Below are 20,539 nucleotides of genomic sequence, written 5' to 3'. Positions count from 1 at the left end.
CAGAAGGCGATGATCAGCAGCATCGCTCCCCAGGTCAGGATCAGTCGGACGATGTCGAGCAGCATGCTGGGCTCTCTCTGTCGGTCGGCGCGGCGGTGGTGTCCTCATCGGGGCTCCAGGCTGCGCAGTGTGGTGGTGAGGTAGCTGTCGAGTACGGACTGCCGTAGGGCTTTCGTGCCGGTGGTCGAGGTCAGCAGGCCGTAGAGGCCGAGCAGGAAGAACATCGCGCTGTGGTGCGGCTCGACCGCGTTCTGTACCTCGCCCCGCTCTCCGGCACGGGTGATCTCCTCGGTCAGCACGATGATCAGCGGATGCTCACGCCAGCTCTCGTCGACCGGCCGCGTCGGCGAGAAGTGCATGGCGAGAAGATCTCTGAACAGCAGGCTGCCCAGCTGTCGCTCCAGTTCGGTGACCAGTCGGACGGTCTTGACAAAGGTGTCGCGCAGATCGGGGGATCGGCGCCGGAACCGTTCCAGCGCGCGGGCGATGCGGAACTCTTCTCGCTGCTCGAGTTCGAGCAGCACATGCTCCTTGGTGGGGAAGTGGAAGTAGAAGGTGCCGCGTGCGACACCGGCGGACTCGGCGATGGCGTTGATATCGGCGTCGGCCACGCCGGTCTGCTTCAGTTCGGCGATGGCCGCGTCGAACACCCGCTGCCGTGTGTGCAGCCGCCGGGCCTGTCGGCCCTGGTGCTGCTCCGGGGTTGTACTCATGGCTGGGTTCTAGCCCGTGCCCTCGACCGCTGTCAACGTGTGGAGCGGTGTGCTGATGTTGACAGATGTCAGTGAAAAATGTCAACGAACTCGAACGTAAACCGCTGTGGCCAGCGGTATCTCGAGTGTTGCGGGGTGTCGGCGAGCGCGGTCTGTCGGGAATCGGGGTGACGGTGTCCCGGGGTGTGTTCGCGCAGCGTGCGGCCGTCGCCGGGCAAATGCCGAAGAACTCTTCACGTGACTTACTGGATGCTTTACAGTAACGGCGAATAGGAGGCCGGTGAGCCTGTCTGTCGGCCACGATATCGAGGTCGCGCCCCGGGGATCTCCTTGATGCGAGGCGGGTGCGGTATGGATCTGGGGTTGCGCGACGCGGCCACGGTCGTGGTCGGCGGTAGCCGGGGTATGGGGCTGGCGACCGCGCGATGTCTGGCGCAGGAGGGCGCGCGGGTCGCGGTGGTCGGACGCTCCGCCGCCGATGTCGAGGCGGCCGCCGCCGAGCTCGTCCGCTCGGGGAGTGCGGACGCGGTCGGTCTCGTCGCCGACGTGCGCGATGTCGAGCAGGTGGCGGCGGTGTTCGGGCGACTGGGGGAGCGCTGGGACGGCGAGCTCAACGCGCTGATCAACACGGTCGGACCGGATGTGCGCGGCACCGTGGAAGAGCTGACCGGCGAGCAATGGCACGAGGCGCTCGATCACGGAGTCCTGCCTGTGGTGCACTGCGTCAACGCGGCGCTACCGCTGCTGCGCCGGGCGTCGTGGGCGAGGATCGTGAACTTCTCCGCGCATTCGACCCAGCGTCAATCCGTCTCGCTGGCGGCCTACACGGCCGCCAAGGCCATGGTCACGAGTGTGTCGAAGAATCTGTCGCTGTTGCTCGCGCCGGAGGAGATCCTGGTCAATGTCGTCTCGCCCGGCACCTTCGTGACACCGGCCCTGCTCGGCTGGGCTCGGTCGGTCGGCATCGAGAGTGCGGACCCCTACCGGCTGATGGCGGCCATCGGCGAGCACTACGGGCATCCCGCGCAACTGCCGCGGGCCGGCCTGCCCGACGAGATCGGTCCGGTCGTCGCGTTTCTCGCCTCCCGGCGCAACTCCTATATGACCGGCGCCAACATCAATGTCGACGGCGGTTCGGACTTCGTCTGAAATGCTGTTGTGGATCCAACTGTAAGTGATACAGTATCGTCTTGTAGATCCTGGTGCGGCCCGGCTGGACGCGCAGCGGAGATCGTCGGCGCGCCAGTGGCCGGGCCGAAGTACACATCGATGGGCCGACGTCGACCGACGGCGGCCGACCTGCTGATCGAATTACTCGTATTTCCCGGGTGATTCGGCGTGTCCCCACGATTCGTCAGGAATTCCGGATGTCGAAATACTCCAATTCTGTCGGCGCACTCGGTGATTCCGAACCCGCCGCGCCGATGATGCCGGCCAGCCGGGCGGTCGGCTCCTGGTTCCGGGGATACCTCGACCGGCACCCCGGCGTCGCACTCGGCACTGTCGGTGGACAATTCGTCCTCGGGGTGCGCACCGTGCAGTTCCTGATCACCGATATCCTCACCGGCCGGTTCGCGGTCCGCGAAGCCGTGGATCAGGCGGCCTTCATGGCGTCGGCCGCGGTGCTGCCGACCATCTTCGTGGCCCTGCCCATCGGCGTCACGCTGTCCATCCAGTTCGGGTTGCTGGCAGGTCAGGTGGGTGCGACCTCGCTGGCAGGCGCCGCCAGCGGCTTGGCCGTCATCCGGCAAGGTGCGCCGATGGTGGCCGCGCTGCTGATGGCGGCGGCGGTCGGTTCCGCGATCTGCGCGGACCTCGGCTCCCGCAAGATCCGCGAGGAACTCGACGCTATGGAGATCATGGGTGTCTCGGTCATCCGGCGCATGGTCGTGCCGCGGTTCGCCGCCGCCGTCCTCATCGGTGTCTCACTCACGGGTGTGGTCTGTTTCGTCGGTTTCGTGGCCGGCTACGTCTTCAATGTCTTCGCGCAAGACGGCGCGCCGGGCAGTTTCGTGGCCACCTTCGCGTCGTTCGCCACCGTCGGCGACCTAGTCCTGACATTGATCAAAGCGGTGGTGTACGGCGCGATCGTCGCGATCGTCGCCTGCCACAAGGGGCTCACGACCGAGGGCGGATCAGCGGGCGTGGCGAATTCGGTGAATTCCACGGTGGTTTCGTCGATCCTGCTGCTGATGATCGTGAATGTTCTGTTCACACAGATATTCATGATGCTGTTCCCGCGGCAGGGGTTGTAATGGCGTCGACCTACTACCCGCCCGGTATACGGATGGCGGCCGTGCTCCTGAAGGAAATCGGCATCGTGTTCATGCGGCTCGGCCACATGCTCACCTTCTTCGTCCGGGCCGTGCTCGCCATTCCGGTGATGCTGCGCAACTATCGTGCGGAATTCCTGCGGACCCTGTCGGATATCGCCTGGGGGAACGGCTCGATCGTCGTCGGCGGCGGTACCGCGGGCGTGATCATCGTGCTCGGCGCCGCGGGTGGCGCGATCGTGGGGCTCGAGGGATACAACGCCTTGCACCTGCTGGGTATGGAACCGGCGATCGGGCTGGTCGCCTCGACGGCCTCGACCAGGGAACTGGCCCCGATCATGGCCTCGCTGGCCTTCGCCGCGCAGGCCGGGTGCCGGTTCACCGCGCAGCTGGGGGCGATGGGGATCTCCGAGGAGATCGACGCGATGGAATCCATGGCCATCCGGTCGATTCCCTACCTGGTGAGCACCAAACTGCTGGCCTCGGTCGTGGCGATCGTGCCGCTGTATCTGGTCTGTCTGGCGATGAACTACCTGGCCGTCGAATTCGTGGTCGGCGCGGCGGGCGGGCTGTCGCTCGGCACCTACCACCACTACTTCCAGCTCGTGCTCAGCGGACCCGACATCGTCTATTCGCTGGGCAAGGCCATCGTGTTCGTCCTGCTGACCACCACGATCCAGTGCTACTACGGCTACTACGCCGCCGGCGGCCCGCAGGGCGTCGGCATCGCGGCAGGCCGGGCCATGCGCGCCGCGATCTCGGTGATGATCGTCGTCAATCTGCTGCTGACCGTGGCCCTGTGGGGTATCGGCACCAGCGCCCGGCTGGGAGGGTGAGCTACCGGTGATGTTCGACAAGGACGGGCGTGGACCCTCCCTGTTCTGGCTGTTGGTCCGGGGCGTCGTGCTCGCTGGGCTCGTGGCGGGCGGGGTCACCGTGGTCGTGCTGAAGTCGTCGGGAACGTTCGACGAGAAGACCGAAGTCGTCGCGTTGCTCCAGCACGTCGGCGACGGCCTGCCACCGCGCTCCGACGTCAAGTTTCGCGGCGTCCTCATCGGGACTGTCGCCCAGGTGTCACCCGGATCCGAGGGTAGGCCCAGCCGGGCGCTGCTGGAACTCGATCCCGCGCTGATCGACGATGTCCCGAGTACGGTCACCGCGCGAGTGGTCCCGGGCAATGTCTTCGCCGTCTCCTCGGTCCAGCTGGTCGACAACGGGCCGGGCAGGCCGCTGCGGGCCGGTGACGCGATCGAGCAGGACGACAGCCTGTCGACCGTGCAATTGCAGACGGCGCTGACCAAACTGCGCGCCATCGTCGCCGCCTCCGCCCGGATCGGCACCAGTGACACCGTCGGCGTGCTGGCGGCGGTGGCCAAGGCCACCGACCGGCGCGGTGGCGACCTGGTCGCGGCGGGCGCTGCGCTCGAACGGATCACCGCCGGGCTGACCGCGCAGATCGCACCGCCGGGGGAGCCGTCGACGATCGCAGCGCTCACCGATTCGGTGCAGGGCCTGGCCGCCGCCGCCCCCGATCTACTGGATGCGCTGCATTATTCGGTGATTCCGATGCGGACGGTGGCGGCCCAGGAGGCGGCTCTGCGCGATGTCCTCACCGCGGGTGCCGCGACCTTGTCGACGGTCGGTGGCGGGCTCGGGGCCCACGTCGACGAGATGGTCACCGCGACCGATCAGTTGACGCCGGTCCTGGATGTCTTCGCCGCGGGCAGTTCCCATTTCGGCCCGATCGCGGGACGGATCAAGAAGCTGTCCGATGTGTGGTTCGCCGAGTTCTGGAACGAGCGGACCCAGACCGGGACCGGAAAGTTCCAGATCCGGCTGAGCGCCGACACGCCCTACACCCGTGCCGACTGCCCGCGCTACGGCGACCTGGCCGGACCCAGCTGCTCGACCGCACCGGAATCGGCCACCGCGCAACCACTACCCGCCTCGCTGGACCCGCGTTCCCTACCGAAACCGGTGCTGGCCCCGGAACTACAGGACCTGATCGGCCGCGTGCTCGGCGGTGACGCCAATGCCGCCGAACAGGTTCTCGCCCAACTGCTCACCACCGGAATCCCCGGAACAGGAGGTGTCCCGCGATGAAGTCCCGTCGCTCGGTCGTCGGACTCGGCATGTTTCTCGTCGTCGCGTTCGCGCTCATCTGGATGACATTCGTGACGCTGCACCGCGGCGTGGACGGCACGACCAGGTCGTACTCGGCGATCTTCACCGATGCCACCGGCCTGCGTTCCGGGGACGACGTCCGCATGGCGGGCGTGCGGGTGGGTCGGGTCGATGCCGTCGAACTCGACGGCACCCTGGCCCGGGTGCGCTTCCGGGTCGCGGTCGAGCAGCACCTGTACGCCGACACCACCGCCGCGATCACCTACCAGAACGTGATCGGGCAGCGCTATCTCGGCCTGTCCCGCCCGGCGACCGGGTCCGCCGCCGAATTGTCCGGCGGCGCGCAGATTCCGGTGGAACGCACCGAACCCTCGTTCGACCTGTCCGGCCTGCTCAACGGATTCGAGCCGTTGTTCAGCGGCCTGGACCCACAGCAGGTGGACAACGTCACCGCCGCGCTGGTGCGGGCCCTGCAGGGCGACGCGGGATCGTTGACCACGCTCATCGCCCAGATGTCCACGCTCGCACAGTCACTCGCGGGTCCCGATCAGGTACTGGGCTCGGTGATCGTCAACCTCGACCAGGTCGTGGCCCACCTCGACACCCGTCGCGCGGAATTCGGCACCCTGTTGAGCCGGACCCGCGCCATCGTCGACGGGCTGGCCCGCCACCGCGACGAGCTGATGACAACCCTGACCGAGGCGTCCGGGGTCGCCGACCGGATGGCGACCGTCGTCGAACAGGACCGGCCCGCCCTGGAACGGCTGCTGACCCGGGAGCCGGGCTTCACCCGGCACTTCGAGCAGAACAAGGACCAGTTCGCCTATCTGGGCTTCAACCTCCCGGTGCTGCTGAAGGGAATCGCCCGGGTGAGTCAGGAGGGCGCGAATATGAATGTCTACCTGTGCAATCTCGGCTTCACCGCTGTCCCCGCGCTGTCGGACCTCGTGCCCGCGATCGTCCGCTACGCGACCCCGTCCGGCACCGTCCAGCAATCGCCGATGTGTAGGTGAGCCACTCATGACGATCCCACCCTGGCTCCGGCGCCTCGTCGCGGTCGGCCGCCCACTCGAAGAACAACGTCCCCGGGTGCTCGGGGTCATCGCGCTGACCGTGCTCGCCGGGGTGCTCCTGGCCGCGCTGGGGGTATCCGCCGTCGGCGTCGGTGAACGCGGCTACGAAGCCGAATTCGCCCAGGCGGCCGGCCTGCGCGTCGGTGACGGCGTCACCGTGGCCGGAGTTCCGGTCGGCGAGGTCACCGGCCAGCGTCTGGCAGGCGACCGGGTCGTGGTCCGGATGCGTGTCGACGACCAGGTCACCCTGGGCACCGAGACCTCCGCCGCGATCAAGCTGACCACCCTGCTCGGCGCCCGCTACGTCGAGCTACGCCCCGCCGGTCCCGGCGAGCTGCCCGATCGCCGAATAGGGCTGTCGCGCACCGCTGTTCCCTACGATCTACAGCAATCGCTGGAGAACGCCACCACCACCTTCGAACAGATCGACGCCGAGCAGGTCGGCCGGTCGCTGGAACTGCTGGCCACCCAGCTCGACGGCGTCCCGGCCGTGCTGCCGGGGGTGCTCGGCGACATCCGGACCCTGGCGGGCATTCTCGCGAGCCGGCGCGGCGAGCTCGGTTCGCTGCTGGCCGGGGTGCGCAACCTCACCGCGACGGTGACCGCGCAGCAGTCCGACCTCACCGCGATCGCGACCTCGGGCCGGGACCTGCTGACCGACATCGCCGCGCGCAGGCAGGTGATCGAACTGCTGATGACGGCGACGACCCGGCTGGTCGAACAAATGCGCGCGATCGTCGTCGACGACCGGCCCCGCGTCGACGAGTTGATCGCCGGGCTGAACGGACTGCTCGGCTCCCTCGCCCGGCACGACGATCTGCTGCGCAACACCCTCGAGATCCTGCCGGTGTCGGTGCGCAACCTCGCCAACGCGGCGGGAAACGGGAACTCGGTCGACTTCAACGCCCCCGCCGGCGTCCTCGTCGACTCCTGGATGTGCGCGCTGAGCGGACAGGCCGCGCAGCAGAGCCTGCCGAAATACTTCGGGGAGTGCCGATGATGTCACCGACCACCGTGCTGCGCGCGCTGGCGCTGTTCTCGATCTGCGTCCTCGCCGGGTGCGCGGGCGGCCCGCTGCGCACCGAGCCCGACGACATCACCGTGGTGGCGCGATTCGACGACGCCGCGGGTCTGTATGTCGGCAACGCGGTCGCCGTGCTGGGGATGCCGATCGGCGAGGTCACCGCGATCACGCCCGCCGGAGCCTACGTCGAGGTGCGCATGCGGGTCGACGGCGCGACCCCGATCCCGGCCGACGCGACCGCGGTGACCGTGTCCACCTCGGTGCTGACCGACCGGCACGTGGAGTTCACTCCGGTCTACCGCGGCGGTCCGGTCCTGCGTGACGGCGCCGTGCTCGCACCGGACCACACCAGGACACCGGTCGGCATCGACCGGCTGCTCTCGATGGCCGACCGGATGTCCGGCGGACTTTCCGGTGCCCAGCCGGGAGACGGCCCGATCGCCCGGCTGCTCGCGGTCGCGTCTTCGGCGACCGCGGGCAACGGAGATCAACTGCGGGCCACCATGGACGAGCTGTCGCGTGCCCTGCGCTTGGGCGACGACGCGGGCGCGGAGACCCGCGACACGGTCACCCAGATCGTGAACGAGCTGGCGGCCCTGGTCGCGGCCGCGTCCCGCGGTGACCAGACCATCCGCGAATTCGGCGCGGCGTCGGTGCAACTCGGTGACATGCTGGCCCAGCTCGACATCGGGGCAGGCACCACCGGGGCTCAGGTCGTCGCCGTCATGCGCCAGGCCGACGCGCTGCTCGTCGAGAATCGTGACGCACTGCATTCGGCGGTCACCGATTCGGCGATCGTCATCAAAGCCCTGGCCGACTACCGCGATCAGCTCGCGGAGTTCCTCGACGTCACCCCGATGCTGATGGCCAACGGCTACAACACGGTCGACCAGCAGACCGGCGGCGCGCGCATCCACGCACTGACCGACAGCGTGGTGTTCGACGGGCAGATGGTCAAGGAAGTCTGCAACATCCTCGGCCTCCGCCAACTGGGCTGCAGCACAGGGACATTGCAGGACTTCGGCCCCGACTTCGGGGTCACCGACATGCTGGAAGCGATGAGCAGGTTGCCTCGATGAGTAGAGATTCCATTCTCGGGACCGCGGCCGGTGCCGCGGTAGTGCTCGTGCTGACCACCGGATGCGGTGTGGGACTAGGTGATCTGCCGCTGTCCGCGCGCGGATCCGGGGCGCCGGGTTACACGATCACCGCGAGTTTCACCAATGCGCTGAATCTGCCCGACAAGGCCAAGGTGCGGCTGGCCGGTGCCGATGTCGGCGAGGTGCGCGAGATGACGGTCGCCGATTACCGGGCGGTGGTGCACCTGACCATCCGGGCCGATGTCGCGCTGCCGGTCGGCACCCGTGCCCAGCTGCGCACCGCGACTCCGCTCGGCGATGTCTATGTGGCCCTGGACGCCCCGGCCGATTCCGGGCTCGCGACCGCGACCATGCGGGACGGCGACACCATCGATGTCGGGCAGACCTCGGCGGCGGCGACCGTCGAGGAACTGCTCACGACGGCGTCCCTGCTGGTCAACGGCGGCGCGATCCGCAATATGACCACCGTGGTCAACGGGTTCGGCCGGGCCGTTGGCGATCGCGGTGACCGGCTCGGCGACCTGATCGAGCAATCGCGCGAGCTGGTGACCGCGTTGTCGGCCAGATCCGACGACATCCGCCGCGCTCTCACCGAAACCGACCGGCTGGTGGGCGAACTCGCCAGAGATCGCCAGGTGATCGATGACTTCGTCGCCGCGGCGGGGCCTGCCTCGACCGTCGTCGGCGCCAACGCGCCCCAGATGCTCGATATGGTCCGCCGGATCGATGGTGTCACCGCCGAACTGGCGAAGTTCCCGGTGCTGCGTGGTGGCGAGATCGGCGGCCTCATCGGCAATCTCGACCGGATCTCGGCGGGCCTCAACGACGCCATCCTCGACCCGTCGACCAGCCTGGTCGCGATGAACAAGCTGCTGCCCTCGATCATCAAACTGAGCAGCGGCACCTCGGCCCACGGCAATGTGGACTTGCAGGACTTCGCGATCGGCGCGCTGGCTGATCCCGGGCATGAAGCTGATCCCGGCAGCCGGATCCCCGACGCGAGCGACTGGCAGGCAATGGTCGGATCCCTGACCTACACGCTGCTGCGGCTGCGCGAACGCGTGCTCGGACCCGGCCGGTGAGCCGGCGTCGCGCGGTGGTCGCCGCCGCGGACCTGCCTGCGCGCCTGCTGGTCGGTCTCGTCCGCGGTGGGAAGCGGTACCGGCACGCGGTGTCGGCGATCGCACTCGCCACGACCGCGGTGGTCGGCTCCACGTATCTGGTCTTCGGTGCCCTCGGCGTCGATCCGACCGCGGCGACGATCACGGTCCGAGTGCATCTCACCGAATCCGGTGGACTGCTCCCCGGGCAGGACGTCACGCTGCGGGGTGTGCCGATCGGCGAGGTCGCGGCCGTCGACTTCGCTCCCGGCGGGGTGGTGGCGCTGGCCCGCATCGATGCCGGCGTCGGGGTGCCCGACGACGGCACGGTCGAGGTGACGAGCCTGTCGACCGCCGGTGAGCAGTTCCTCGACTTCCGGCCGCGGCGATCGGCCGGGCCGTATCTGGACGACGGCGCGGTGATCACCCAGGACCGCACGTCGGTGCCGACACCGCTGTGGCGGATGCTGGGCACGCTGGACAGCACCCTGGCGCAGGTCGACCCCGCCCGGCTCACCGCCGTGCTCGACGAACTGGGCTCCGGCCCCGGCGGTCCACAGAAACTGGCCGATGTGCTCGACGGCGGCATCTTCCTGGTGTCGACACTGGATGCCGTGCTGCCGCAGACGGTGTCGCTCATCCGCGACAGCCGGACGGTGCTGTCGACGGTGGGCTCGGGATCGGTCGCGCTCGACCGATTCGCCGTCGACCTGGCCACCGCTGCGCGCGGTGTCGAGGCGAAGACCGGCGGCTACACCGAGCTCCTGCACACCACGCCGGGCACACTCGCCGCACTGGACACGATGGTGGCGGACAATTCCACGGCGGTGGTTTCGTTGCTGACGAACCTGTCGACCGTCGCGTCGATGACCACGACTCGCGTACCGGCTCTCCAGGAGTTCTTCTTCCCGACCCAACGCGCGGGCTCCACGCTCGACGCGCTGGTGACCGTGGTCCACGACGGTGGTTTCTGGGGGCTGGTGAGCCTGTATCCACGGCGCACCTGCACCTACGATCTGCCCCGCCAGGCGCCGTCCCTCAACAACTACGTCGAGCCCTACCTCTACACCTACTGCGCCGACACCGATCCGTCGCTGCTGGTCCGCGGCGCGCACAACGCACCGCGCCCGCCGGGCGAACGGGTCCCCGGCCCACCGCCGCCCGGCGAACCGGCCGACCGGACCGCCACCGTGACGCCCACCGGACCCTTCTCCCTGCCTATTCCATTGCCACTGGCCGATTCCGGCCAGGAGATACCCGCACCCCCCAAGTGAAGACAGCTCCCTCAGTACGTTGTGTAGAAGCGAGGACCCGTGATGACCGAGAACACCGACACAACCGCAGGCGCGATCACCGATTCCGATCCCGGTACCGACAAGCCCGCCGACTCCGGTGCCGCGGCCGCCGAATCTCCCACGGCCGCTACGCAGCCCGAGGCCGTGCTGCCGACGAAATGGCAGATCCGGCGCATGATCGCCCTGCTGATCTGGCGAAAGATCCGGATCCCCTTGCTGATCGCCGTCGCCGTCATCGCGGTCGTGCTCGCGGCGGTCTTCGGATGGAAACTCAAGCAGGACAGCGACACCGAGTCCGCGGCCGCGGCCGGGCTCGCCGCGGCGCGCGCCTACGCCGTCACCCTGACCAGTGTCGATTCCGGCAACCTGGACCACGACTTCACCGCGGTACTCGACGGGTCCACCGGCGAGTTCAAGGACATGTACACCCGCTCCAGCGGCCAGTTGCGTCAGCTGCTCGTCGAGAACAAGGCGGCGGGCAAGGGCACCGTGCTGGACGCGGCGGTGAAATCCGCGCAGCCGGACAAGGTCGAGGTACTGCTGTTCATCGACCAGACGGTGAGCAACGCGGCCGCGACCGATCCCCGGATCGACCGCAGCCGCGTACAGATGACCATGGAACTGGTGGACGGCCGGTGGCTCGCGAGCCGCGTGACCATCCCCTGATCGGCAGGTTTCTGGTTCGAGTCCAGAAGGGGGAGCGTAACCATCAGGTCAGGCACGGTCACCGTGCCTGACCTGTCTCAGTTTGCGGGCCGCGACCGAAATACGCCAAGAACTCCGATCCGAACCCACTGGCCGCTGCGACCCGTTCGCCTGGGGGTTTGGCCCATCGGTCTGTCGCTTCTGGTTCGTCGATTGAACGTCGCAGGTTCGTGCCCTCGGCAGGACACACAAAACATGGGCAACCGGAAAACGCCTGGTCATCGTCGGTCGTTACTTGACCTGAATCGAGTTGGCCTCCACCGGTCGCTTGCGGTTCTGCTTCTCATTGAGCTGGCCAGTTCTGGGTGCGTGGGCTGTGCGTCGTGACGCGGGTGCGGGCGTGCTGGGTGGTGGGCTGCGCCTGTCGGTGGGATGACAAACCGCTACTGGTGATGGCGAAACAAGTTTCCGTGCATGTTTTTCGCGTTCTGCCACTCTCGGTGCAGGATGGACGGGATTGTGTAGCGGTTCCGTGCTCATGGCGTTAAGGGGTATTCATGGAGATCGAGTTGGCGGATGCGGTCGCGGTGTTGCGCGATGAGTTGCTCGCGGCTGCGGCGAAGGGGGACGGTGCGGGCCTGAAGTTCGAAGTGGGGCAAGTCGAGTTGTCCTTCGAGGTAGAACTGCGCCGGGACGCGTCCGTTAAAGCCGGGTTCAAGGCGTGGGTGGTTACGGGTGACGCGGAAGCCAAAGCCGGGCATACCCGCAAACAGCGCGTCAGTCTGACCCTGACACCGAAAATGCCGAATGGTGAAGGTGTGCAGGTCAACAGTAACCAGCAGCAAAGGGTGCCCGACGCGGATGAAGATCGCTACGAGCCGTAGCCACAAGGCTTCGGGTCGTGGGCTGGCGGTATGAGAGGGGATGACGGCGGGTGCGGTGGGAGCAGTTGGTCGGTGTCACCGGTTCGGGTGCGGGGTCGGGTTACCTGATCGCCCCGCGCCTGGTTTTGACCTCGGCGCACGTTGTAGGCGAGGACACCACCGAGGTGACGGTGATACGACCGGGCCGATGCGGTGTATACGCCGCGAAGGTCGCATGGTGCGGACACGCGGGCGGCATCGATGATGCCGCTCTCGTCGAAGTCGACGACCCGGCGTGGATGCCACCACAGATGCGACCGGTTGTTTGGGGCCGGATCGTCACTCAGCAACCCGGAATCAATTGCCGGACCTGGGGTTTGCCGGACTTCGCCCAATGTGAAGGCACGGCCACCGACACTGAGCAGCCGACTGGGACCCTCAACCCCGGCGACAGCTACGGCCGCCAACACATCATCCATCTGATCGAGCATCCACCCACTGCGCTCGGCGAGTCGCCGTGGAAAGGGATCTCAGGGGCCGCTGTCTACTGCGAGAGTTTGTTGACCGGTGTGGTTGCCACCGACCCTGCTCACCGCGACCACGCCGCGCTCGGGGTCGTTCCCGCCTATGTCTTGCTCGCCCAACCGGGATTTCGGGAAGTGGTCGAACAGCATTGTGGGACAGTGGGGTTGCAGTGGGCGCCTGTGGAATTGCAGGAATTGGCCGATCACCAATCGCCGACCCGTGCCGCGACCACGCCGGGCACCCCGGCGACGTTGCTGACCGCGCGGCGAGCGGTGGTCGAGTTCCGTGGCCGCGACCATCTCCTGAACGAGTTGCGGGATTGGGTCGACGAGCCTGGGGTGGGTGCGTGGCTGATTCATGGTGCGGGTGGGCAGGGCAAGACCCGTCTGGCTCATCATCTTGGCACTCAACTCGCTGCACAACGCTGGTCGGTACTGTGGCTCGACCCCGCAATCGTCACTGCCGAACAGCTTCGGGTGCTCGGGCAGGTGGTGACACCACTGCTCGTGATCATCGACTACGCCGAGGCCCGGGTTCCTCAGACCGGAACGCTGTTCGCCGAACTCGTCACTCACGTCGGGGACCGCCCGGTCAAAGTGCTGCTACTGGCCCGCACCGTTGGAGAGTGGTGGACCCAATTGGGCGCTGTCAGCGACACGGTCGGCGACGTCACCGCTCGCGCCCGAGTCACTGCCCTACCCCCGCTCAATGACGGCCCCGAAGCCCGTGAAGCGACCTACCGCGACACCATCCGAGCCATGGCGGCAACTCTGCCTGTGCTCGGTGATCCCACTACGGTCCAATGGGAGGAGGCTGCCCACCGCGTGCTAACGCAGCCATATCGGGATCTCGGAGACAACACAACGGTCCTCGGGGTGCAGATGAACGCGCTTGCTGACCTACTCGACATCGGCCATGACAGCCCTCCAACGATAGGGCGACCAAGTCTCGAGGATCGGGTCCTTGAGCACGAACATCGCTACTGGACTGCGACGGCAACCCGCGACGGTCTTGACAGTCTGGGGATGACCACGCTCAAAGACGCCCTCGTCGCTACGATCGTCCTAGCCGCCACTACCAGCAAAGAGCTTGAGAAGGCGTTGGCGCGGATTCCTGACCTCGCCGACCAACCACGCCTTACTCGTACCAAGGTTCAAACCTGGTTGATGAGCCTCTATCCCGGCGATACCCACGGTATCTACGCCGGGCCGACACCCGATCGTCTGGCTGAACAACTTGTCGGGCGCTCCATGCTCGACCTGACCCGCGACAGTGTGGTCGAATCCTTGGCCGCCACCATTGATGAGGTCGAGGCCGAACACCTGTTGACAGTGTGCACTCGCGCCACCGCGCACCCCTCCCTGATGCCTGCGGCTGGCGAGAGCCTCACTGAAATCTGCGTTAATTATCCCGACATGCTTCTCCCAGCCGCTGTGCGGATCGCGCCCCAGGTCGAGAGCCCCGCGCCGCTGATTGCCGCGCTCGATCGAATTGGGGTCGACTCGCGAGTTGGCATCGATCTCCTCGACCAGCTTTTGGAAGCTATCCCACCCGATACGCAAGTCCTTGCAGCCCCGGCGATCACTATCGGCAACGCGCTCATCGCCCGCTTGAGAGACCTTGCAGGCACCGTGGCAGCCGACCGCGTCAAGCTCGCCACAGTTTTAGCCAAGACGGCGCAATGGCAGCGCCGAAAGGATTACCTGGATGACGCGCTCGCCTCAGCGACCGAAGCTGCTGCTATCAACAGAGAGCTAAATGGTGCTCAACAAGTAGATCAGATGGCGGGTCTCGCGAAGGCCCTCACAACCCAAGCCGCTGTTCTCGGGGATCTGCGTCGATATGACCAATCATTGCCGGCGGCCAGTGAAGCCGTCGAAATCTTTCGCGGCCTCTTCGGTCTTGATCCAGAGACCCATCTGGTCGACTTTGTCGCGGCTCTCTATGTCCTTACCCGCCAGATGAGGGAATCCGGTCAAGGTGCGGCGGCGCTCGACACCGCTAGCGAGGGGATCGTGATGGTTCGCAGTCTGGTGGAAGAACAGCGGTCAAGCACTGCTCGATCAAGGCTCGCAGCGTGCCTCATTGCCGTCGGGGCCGAACACTATGCCGCCGGACGGCACACCAACGCACTGGAGGCGGGTGCCGAAGCCTTGGATATCTACCGTGAACTCGCGGAAAGTAGGCCAGACGCGTATGCGGCCGAACATGCAATGGCACTTAACAATATGTCAATCTTTCTGAGCGCAGCGGGACGTCACGGCGATGCGATTCAATCGATAGAAGAGTCCATTGAAATTCACCGTGATCTCGCCACGAAGTACCCCGACGGCAATCTTTATTACCTGGGATCTAGCCTTCAAACCCTAGCGGTCAGGCACATCGAACAGGGTGAATTCGACAAGGCGTATGGTCCTGCAAGTGAGTCGCTCAACATATTACGTCAACTGGCAGCAGTAAATTTGGAGGCGTACGAACCTGTTCTTGGTTCATGTTCCCACAATTTCGCGTACATACTCATCGAGTTGGACCGGGCGTCGGAGGCTCGTGAATCGGCCGTGCAGGCTGTCGATATTCACCGCCGCCTTTGCGCGCAGAATCCAGTGAATGATCCTGGGGCGCTTGCTGCATGCTTGAACACCCTTGGGCGGATACAACATCGCACCGGGCAGCTGAGTTTTGCTCTGAGGTCAGTAACAGAAGCAGTTGAGCTGCAACGCAGCGTCGCAGAAGACAGCCAAATCTCGCGCTCGAACCTGGCCGCATTCCTCACCAATCTCGCCCGATACCGGGGAAAAGCTGGGGATCGGTCAGCAGGGCTCGATGCCATTGCTGAAGCCCTTACGATCTACGAAGGGCTCATCATCGAGAGCCCGGGCACCTACGACGCCTTACTGGACCAAGCGCGACGTGTTCGCGACAAGTTCGATCGATGACAACTGACGCTGTTTGGGTGGTCCGCCATCCGGAACGAAGCGCCCGAGCAGTCGTGCCGCTTTCTGGACTGCCAAAGAGTTCATCGGTGTGCAGGCGATCGAGGTCATCGCCAGCGGCGAGTACGTGAGTGCCGGTTGTGCCAATCCGGCTGAGTCTCAGTCAAGGCTTTTCAGAGCTGCCGCCCACGGCACCGGTTCGCCTTCGTTCACCCGGATGAAGCGCACGCCCCAGTCGGTGAGGTTGGACAGTGCGGCAGCGACTGGCGGGAACTGGAATTGAGCTGCTCGTCCGTGCGGAACCGCTACGACTGGTAGCCCGGCTCCGACCGTTTCGACCAGCAACGCCAGTGGCAACGTGTCGCCGATCCCTGCCGCCCATTTCGCCATGGAACTTGTCGTCAGCGGCGCGGCGATGACCGCGTCGGGTGGCGGGAGTAGGTCTTTGGTGCCCGGGACCTTGAACTCCGACCGAACGGGATACCCGGTCTGTGCCGCGAGTGCTTCGGCGTCGATGAATCGAGCGCCGTTGGGGGAGGCCAGAACACACACGTCCCAACCGTCTGCCTGCGCGAGGGACACCAGTTCACCGACGTCCCCTGCTCCACCGGCTCCTGTCACGATTGCGTACAGAACTCTAGTGCGCTCACCCATGTCCCCATCATGGCAGGCGATGGGTGATGCGTCTTCGCCTACAGCGCCACAGCACCGACCCGGGAAGCGAGTTTGCCGAGGTCACCGGTGACGAGGTCGCGTCCGGCCTTGATCATCATGTGGCCCACCAGTTCCTGCACCGTGTCCATGTTTCGGACCTGTTGAGGCGCGATGCGCTCCGCACGCAACAGCGCGTCCAGGGACATGGTGTGGTCGTCGCGGGCTGCGGCGGCACGCCCGACTTCTACGAAGTACTGTGCGGCGCGGCCGACGGTCGGCAACGATCGAGGGTCGAGGCGGTGGGCGAGATCGAGCACTCGTTCCGGGGAGCCTTCTTCCATGGCCACGGTCATATTCCACAATGCCACGTTGGCCGAGCCGAAGGAGACGTTGCCGACGATCGTGGTGGGATCGTCGATGGTCGCGCGGTCGAGTTGAGCCGCGTACTCGGTCGCCTGGGCGAGGTGATCGTGGGGCTGGCTCCCATTGTGGCGGTGACCAAAGAGGCTTGGAGGTGGAGCATTCCGACTGTTTGTATCTCGGGGGCGGTGGCTGCGTCGGGTCCGACCTGGGCGGCGGTGTGCACGGCGCAGTCCAGGGCAGCCTTGAGGGACTCGGGTCGGGCGAGGAGTACCTGGCTGCGCACGTAGGCGCCCGAGGCGATGCCTTGTCTGCTGTCGATCCGTTTGGCAGCGGATTCGGCTGCTTGCGCGGCTGACCAGGCGACGGCGAAATAGCCGCGTGCGCGCAGTGCCACCGAGGTCTCGGAAGCCACCTGGGCCAACGCATCCCACGCGGCGCGGCGGTCTCGGGGCTTTCCGCTGTGGGCTTGGCGGTACAGATCGGTGATCGCCGGTGCCAGCAAGGGGCCGAGTTTCGCGTATTCGCAGGCCATTTGGAGTTTGGTGATGCGTCGGGCGAGCGCGACGAGTTCGCCGATCTCGCGGACCGGCTGATCGGTTCCGATGTTGCCCGCTGCCCAGAGTGCTGTTTCGATGGCGGGCACCGAGGCGTCGAAGTCGTCGGTGGCCGGGCTGCTGCTGGGGAGGATGTCCTCGGTGGTGGCCGAGGCGACGGCCGCTGCCGCGAGGACGAGCAACTGGCGACGGTCGACCTCGGTTGCCGCGTTCGGTCGGGGGAGACGGAACCACAGCAGTTCCTCGGGGATGTGCAGAGCTGTTGCCCATTGGACCAGCTTGGACATCTTTTCGGGAGCTTCGCGGGACTCGATCCGGCTCAGGGTCGCCTGCGACATGTCGAGCCAGTTCGCGACGTCGAGTTGGGTGATCGGGGACTTGTGCATGGGGTGGGTGCGGAAGGCGAAGATCACCCGGCCCATGTGCCAGGAGGCCAAGGCGTCGCGCATGTGATCGCTGGCCCAGAACTCGGCGGGCATGACCGGTGCGCCGACAGCGGGTTCTTCTCGCGCGCAGCTACTGCACGCCGTGCCGGTGTTGAATCGGGACATCCGAGTCCCGCACATCGGGCATTCGCGCGTGATGTTGGTTGTTCGCATCATCCGCCCCGCTTCCGCGATCATGGCCGTCCCCAACGGTTTTTCCGACGGTACCACCGGGTCTACCCAGCCCATATGCACCTTCTGCATACACCGGAATTCCCGAGACTCGTTGTGTGTATAGCCAATTCGTGCTCGACGCGGCGATCGTCGGTGTGTCCGATATCAATCCTGCGGAAGGGGCGACATGGCGCTATCACTGTTGGTGCCGATCCTCGGGCCACCGGCGTCCGGAAAGACAACGCTCACGCTAGCGCTGGGCAAGAATCCCGACCGGCACGTGTTCAGATTGCGCGAACACGTGCCGCCCGAGGTGGTCAGGCAGACCGCCAGCCACGGCCCGCGAGACCTCGGCTGCATCGACGATGACGTCGTCAATCCGGCGGTGCGCCGGTACCTGAGCACCGTGGCTACCGACTCCCGGATCCACACGGTGCTCCTGGACAACTATCCCGGCACCGGCCAGCAGGTCGAGGCGCTGCTCGAGATAGCGCGGGAGCTCGCACCTGGTTGTGCCGTCGAGCCGATCGAGCTCGTGCTCGACGCGCCGGCCAGACGCAAGAGGGCGCGAGCACGTCGAGTCTGTCACCGATGTGAGCGCGATCCGGCCGCCGATCCGCGCTTGCCCGCCTCCGCATCGACGTTCGGCGGATGGACCTGCGGGAATTGTGGCTCACTGCTGCACCCGCGGCGAGGCGACGCTCCGTCACTGTTCGCCGCCCGCACCCGACGCCACGACGACACGGTCGAGGACGTGCGTACCGCGTTCTACGCTGCGGGCATCCCCACCAACTCCGTCGATGCCGCCGACGACGCCGCGACCCTCGCGCGAGTCGTCGAGCCCCTGCTCATCGTGAGGAGCACCACCGCATGACCAGCACGACCCCTCTGGGACTCCCGACTTTCCGGCCCGACACCTACGGCCATGCCCGGATGCCGCGCAACGCCGGGCAACGCCGGGCAACGCGAACCGCATCGTGTCGACAAGGTCTCCTATGGCCGGTTCCGCAACGTCTACCTCTACATCACCGAGGCGTGCCAGTTGCGGTGCGAGCACTGCTACATGGGCGAGCGGCTCGAGCGGGCGTTGAAGATGACCCCGCAGCAGATCGTCGACACCCTCACCACCTGGCGGCAGCTCGGCGGCGACAAGCTCACCATCCTCGGTGGCGAGCCGACCCTCCACCCCTGGTACATCGACGCCATCCGCGCGGCCAGGACCATCGGCTACGGCCACGTCATCACCACCACCAACGCCCAGGCCATCGCCCGCAAGAAGTTCGCCCAGCTCACCCCCGAGGACTTCGCCTACGTCCAGGTCAGCATGGACGGCGGCAGCGCGGCCACCCACGACACCGTCCGCGGCGAGGGCACCTTCGACCAGGCGATGCAGACCAGCGCCGAACTGTGCGAGCGCGGATTCGACACTCGCATCATCTGCACGGTCAACAAAGCCAACGAGGGTGATGTCCTGCGCCTGCTCGACATCGCCGACGACATCGGCGCGAGCCTGGTCAAGTTCCACGTGTTCTCCACCATCGGCACCGGCCACGGCAACGCCGACATGGCGATGAACCCCCTGGAGTGGGTGAACTTCTGCACGAGGCTCGAACTGGTTGCGCCGGAATACAAGTCACGGGTGTGGTTCCAGCCGACCTACGCGCGCCGCGACCAGATGGACCGCTACGCCGGAGAGGGCTACCAGGGCTGCATCGGCCGTACTCTCGACCGGATCTCGATCTTCCCCGACGGGCGCTGCTACGTGTGTAGCTACCTCTTCGACACCGACACCTACTACGCCACGATGCGCGACGGGCAGGTGCTGCTCAACCGCGACAGCGAGATCAACGAGTTCGATCTGTTCACCAAACCTCTCGTCGGCAGCGCCTGCGGCGGCTGCAAGGAATCGGCGTGCATGGGTGGCTGTCCGGCCGAGGAGCTGGTCATGGGTGCTTCGTCGTGCTCGGCCTACCCCGACATCGTGCCGGTCTGCCGACTGTGGAAGTCCAGCGCGAAACCCGAATAGGAGAGCCCAATGCACACCATGGAAACCGTCATCGAACCGCTGCGCTGCCTCGATTGGAACGACGTGGAGGCCGTCGAGTCGGCCACCCGAAAGTCCTTCGAACTGCTCGCCGCCCAGAAGTACCTGCTGCGCCGCGAATTGACCACGCTGCCCGACAACCCCGACCTCGCCGCACTGTGCGAGCACTACGACATTCTCGACAAGATCGTCCTGCACGACGACCTCGAATCCGGGATCCGGTTGCGCCTGCACATCTTCGGCCCCGGCTACCACGATCGCCCGCACAACCACCGCTGGACCTACGCCAGCCACATCCTGCGTGGCGAATACCGGCACCGGCTCTACGGCGACGTCGAACTCGATACCGAGATCGACGTGTCGAGCCTGCGCGCGGTGCACGTGCGCCAGGAACGAGTCGGGGCAAGTTACGCGCTGCACCACAGCGCTGTTCACGCCGTGGTCGCCGAACCCGGCACCGTGTCGCTGGTGCTGCGCGGCCCTGCCATCAAGGACCGGTTCCTGGTCATGGACGCCAAGAACGGCGAGTCCTGGTGGCAATACGGGGCCACGAAGGAATCCCTCGAAGACGCTGCGGAGAAACGTATGTCCCCGCAGCGCCTCAAGGAACTGATCGCCTCGCTCGATGAGTGGCAGCTCATCTGACGAGGTCTAGCG

General features: G+C 66.3%; 19 protein-coding genes. 15 read left to right on the top strand and 4 right to left on the bottom strand.

What is annotated here, in order from left to right:
• Positions 1–104: 104 nt before the first annotated feature.
• Positions 105–713, bottom strand: coding sequence for a TetR family transcriptional regulator (locus ACFVW6_RS28320; RefSeq protein ID WP_378826373.1), 609 nt, complete (start codon positions 711–713; stop codon positions 105–107).
• A gap of 351 nt (positions 714–1,064) precedes the next feature.
• Between ACFVW6_RS28320 and ACFVW6_RS28315 the strand changes: the two genes are divergently transcribed.
• The 12 genes from ACFVW6_RS28315 (at position 1,065) to ACFVW6_RS28260 (ending at position 15,671) form a co-directional block, all read left to right on the top strand.
• Positions 1,065–1,862: an SDR family NAD(P)-dependent oxidoreductase gene (locus tag ACFVW6_RS28315; RefSeq protein WP_378826371.1), complete on the top strand. Its 798-nt coding sequence runs from the start codon at positions 1,065–1,067 to the stop codon at positions 1,860–1,862.
• Positions 1,863–2,137: 275 nt separating this feature from the next.
• A complete protein-coding gene (locus ACFVW6_RS28310; RefSeq protein ID WP_355278572.1) occupies positions 2,138–2,968 on the top strand; it encodes an ABC transporter permease in 831 nt (276 codons plus the stop codon).
• The gene (locus ACFVW6_RS28305; protein WP_378826369.1) at positions 2,968–3,822 is read left to right on the top strand and encodes an ABC transporter permease; all 855 of its coding nucleotides are present in this window, start codon (positions 2,968–2,970) and stop codon (positions 3,820–3,822) included. The genes ACFVW6_RS28310 and ACFVW6_RS28305 overlap by 1 nt, the downstream gene beginning before the upstream one ends.
• Positions 3,823–3,832: 10 nt before the next feature.
• Positions 3,833–5,089: an MlaD family protein gene (locus ACFVW6_RS28300; RefSeq protein ID WP_378827024.1), complete on the top strand. Its 1,257-nt coding sequence runs from the start codon at positions 3,833–3,835 to the stop codon at positions 5,087–5,089.
• Complete coding sequence (locus ACFVW6_RS28295; protein WP_378826366.1) at positions 5,086–6,123, top strand: MlaD family protein; 1,038 nt, start codon at positions 5,086–5,088, stop codon at positions 6,121–6,123. The genes ACFVW6_RS28300 and ACFVW6_RS28295 overlap by 4 nt, the downstream gene beginning before the upstream one ends.
• Before the next feature lie 7 nt (positions 6,124–6,130).
• The gene (locus ACFVW6_RS28290) at positions 6,131–7,183 is read left to right on the top strand and encodes an MCE family protein (protein WP_378826364.1); all 1,053 of its coding nucleotides are present in this window, start codon (positions 6,131–6,133) and stop codon (positions 7,181–7,183) included.
• A complete protein-coding gene (locus tag ACFVW6_RS28285) occupies positions 7,180–8,286 on the top strand; it encodes an MCE family protein (RefSeq protein ID WP_378826363.1) in 1,107 nt (368 codons plus the stop codon). The genes ACFVW6_RS28290 and ACFVW6_RS28285 overlap by 4 nt, the downstream gene beginning before the upstream one ends.
• A complete protein-coding gene (locus ACFVW6_RS28280; protein ID WP_378826361.1) occupies positions 8,283–9,389 on the top strand; it encodes an MCE family protein in 1,107 nt (368 codons plus the stop codon). The genes ACFVW6_RS28285 and ACFVW6_RS28280 overlap by 4 nt, the downstream gene beginning before the upstream one ends.
• A complete protein-coding gene (locus tag ACFVW6_RS28275; protein WP_378826359.1) occupies positions 9,386–10,681 on the top strand; it encodes an MlaD family protein in 1,296 nt (431 codons plus the stop codon). Before ACFVW6_RS28280 ends, ACFVW6_RS28275 begins: the two co-directional genes overlap by 4 nt.
• A gap of 42 nt (positions 10,682–10,723) precedes the next feature.
• Positions 10,724–11,368: a hypothetical protein gene (locus ACFVW6_RS28270; protein ID WP_378826357.1), complete on the top strand. Its 645-nt coding sequence runs from the start codon at positions 10,724–10,726 to the stop codon at positions 11,366–11,368.
• 536 nt (positions 11,369–11,904) lie between these two features.
• Entirely contained in the window at positions 11,905–12,231 is a 327-nt protein-coding gene (locus ACFVW6_RS28265; protein ID WP_378826355.1) for a trypco2 family protein, read from the top strand.
• A gap of 50 nt (positions 12,232–12,281) precedes the next feature.
• A complete protein-coding gene (locus ACFVW6_RS28260) occupies positions 12,282–15,671 on the top strand; it encodes a tetratricopeptide repeat protein (RefSeq protein WP_378826353.1) in 3,390 nt (1,129 codons plus the stop codon).
• A gap of 156 nt (positions 15,672–15,827) precedes the next feature.
• Here ACFVW6_RS28260 and ACFVW6_RS28255 read toward each other — a convergent pair whose 3' ends face one another.
• From ACFVW6_RS28255 to ACFVW6_RS28245, 3 genes are read right to left on the bottom strand one after another with little or no spacing between them, the layout of a single operon-like run.
• A complete protein-coding gene (locus ACFVW6_RS28255) occupies positions 15,828–16,322 on the bottom strand; it encodes a flavoprotein (protein ID WP_378826351.1) in 495 nt (164 codons plus the stop codon).
• A gap of 38 nt (positions 16,323–16,360) precedes the next feature.
• Positions 16,361–16,675: a hypothetical protein gene (locus tag ACFVW6_RS28250; protein ID WP_378826349.1), complete on the bottom strand. Its 315-nt coding sequence runs from the start codon at positions 16,673–16,675 to the stop codon at positions 16,361–16,363.
• Complete coding sequence (locus tag ACFVW6_RS28245; protein ID WP_378826346.1) at positions 16,672–17,928, bottom strand: helix-turn-helix domain-containing protein; 1,257 nt, start codon at positions 17,926–17,928, stop codon at positions 16,672–16,674. Before ACFVW6_RS28245 ends, ACFVW6_RS28250 begins: the two co-directional genes overlap by 4 nt.
• 112 nt (positions 17,929–18,040) lie before the next feature.
• On the opposite strand from ACFVW6_RS28245, the gene ACFVW6_RS28240 reads away from it, so the two are divergent.
• The 3 genes from ACFVW6_RS28240 to ACFVW6_RS28230 are packed head-to-tail and all read left to right on the top strand — an operon-like array spanning position 18,041 to position 20,527.
• On the top strand, positions 18,041–18,712 hold the full coding sequence (locus ACFVW6_RS28240; protein WP_378826344.1) for a hypothetical protein: 672 nt from the start codon (positions 18,041–18,043) through the stop codon (positions 18,710–18,712).
• 51 nt (positions 18,713–18,763) lie between these two features.
• Positions 18,764–19,864 (top strand): radical SAM protein, encoded by a 1,101-nt coding sequence (locus tag ACFVW6_RS28235; RefSeq protein ID WP_378826342.1) that lies wholly within the window; start codon positions 18,764–18,766, stop codon positions 19,862–19,864.
• Positions 19,865–19,873: 9 nt separating this feature from the next.
• On the top strand, positions 19,874–20,527 hold the full coding sequence (locus ACFVW6_RS28230) for a hypothetical protein (protein WP_378826340.1): 654 nt from the start codon (positions 19,874–19,876) through the stop codon (positions 20,525–20,527).
• Positions 20,528–20,539: the final 12 nt, after the last annotated feature.

This window comes from Nocardia sp. NPDC058244 (assembly GCF_042882065.1).
GTDB lineage: Bacteria > Actinomycetota > Actinomycetes > Mycobacteriales > Mycobacteriaceae > Nocardia.
The sequence above is the reverse complement of the archived record's forward strand: the minus strand, read 5'-3'. Positions and strand labels throughout refer to the sequence as shown.

Coding starts and splice junctions, on each gene's coding strand:
- ACFVW6_RS28255 (WP_378826351.1), bottom strand. CDS start 16,322: ATGGGTGAGCGCACTAGAGTTCTGTACGCAATCGTGACAGGAGCCGGT.
- ACFVW6_RS28265 (WP_378826355.1), top strand. CDS start 11,905: ATGGAGATCGAGTTGGCGGATGCGGTCGCGGTGTTGCGCGATGAGTTG.
- ACFVW6_RS28235 (WP_378826342.1), top strand. CDS start 18,764: ATGCCCGGATGCCGCGCAACGCCGGGCAACGCCGGGCAACGCGAACCG.
- ACFVW6_RS28310 (WP_355278572.1), top strand. CDS start 2,138: ATGATGCCGGCCAGCCGGGCGGTCGGCTCCTGGTTCCGGGGATACCTC.
- ACFVW6_RS28245 (WP_378826346.1), bottom strand. CDS start 17,928: ATGCAGAAGGTGCATATGGGCTGGGTAGACCCGGTGGTACCGTCGGAA.
- ACFVW6_RS28295 (WP_378826366.1), top strand. CDS start 5,086: ATGAAGTCCCGTCGCTCGGTCGTCGGACTCGGCATGTTTCTCGTCGTC.
- ACFVW6_RS28320 (WP_378826373.1), bottom strand. CDS start 713: ATGAGTACAACCCCGGAGCAGCACCAGGGCCGACAGGCCCGGCGGCTG.
- ACFVW6_RS28250 (WP_378826349.1), bottom strand. CDS start 16,675: ATGACCGTGGCCATGGAAGAAGGCTCCCCGGAACGAGTGCTCGATCTC.
- ACFVW6_RS28290 (WP_378826364.1), top strand. CDS start 6,131: ATGACGATCCCACCCTGGCTCCGGCGCCTCGTCGCGGTCGGCCGCCCA.
- ACFVW6_RS28285 (WP_378826363.1), top strand. CDS start 7,180: ATGATGTCACCGACCACCGTGCTGCGCGCGCTGGCGCTGTTCTCGATC.
- ACFVW6_RS28315 (WP_378826371.1), top strand. CDS start 1,065: ATGGATCTGGGGTTGCGCGACGCGGCCACGGTCGTGGTCGGCGGTAGC.
- ACFVW6_RS28280 (WP_378826361.1), top strand. CDS start 8,283: ATGAGTAGAGATTCCATTCTCGGGACCGCGGCCGGTGCCGCGGTAGTG.
- ACFVW6_RS28300 (WP_378827024.1), top strand. CDS start 3,833: ATGTTCGACAAGGACGGGCGTGGACCCTCCCTGTTCTGGCTGTTGGTC.
- ACFVW6_RS28270 (WP_378826357.1), top strand. CDS start 10,724: ATGACCGAGAACACCGACACAACCGCAGGCGCGATCACCGATTCCGAT.
- ACFVW6_RS28305 (WP_378826369.1), top strand. CDS start 2,968: ATGGCGTCGACCTACTACCCGCCCGGTATACGGATGGCGGCCGTGCTC.
- ACFVW6_RS28230 (WP_378826340.1), top strand. CDS start 19,874: ATGCACACCATGGAAACCGTCATCGAACCGCTGCGCTGCCTCGATTGG.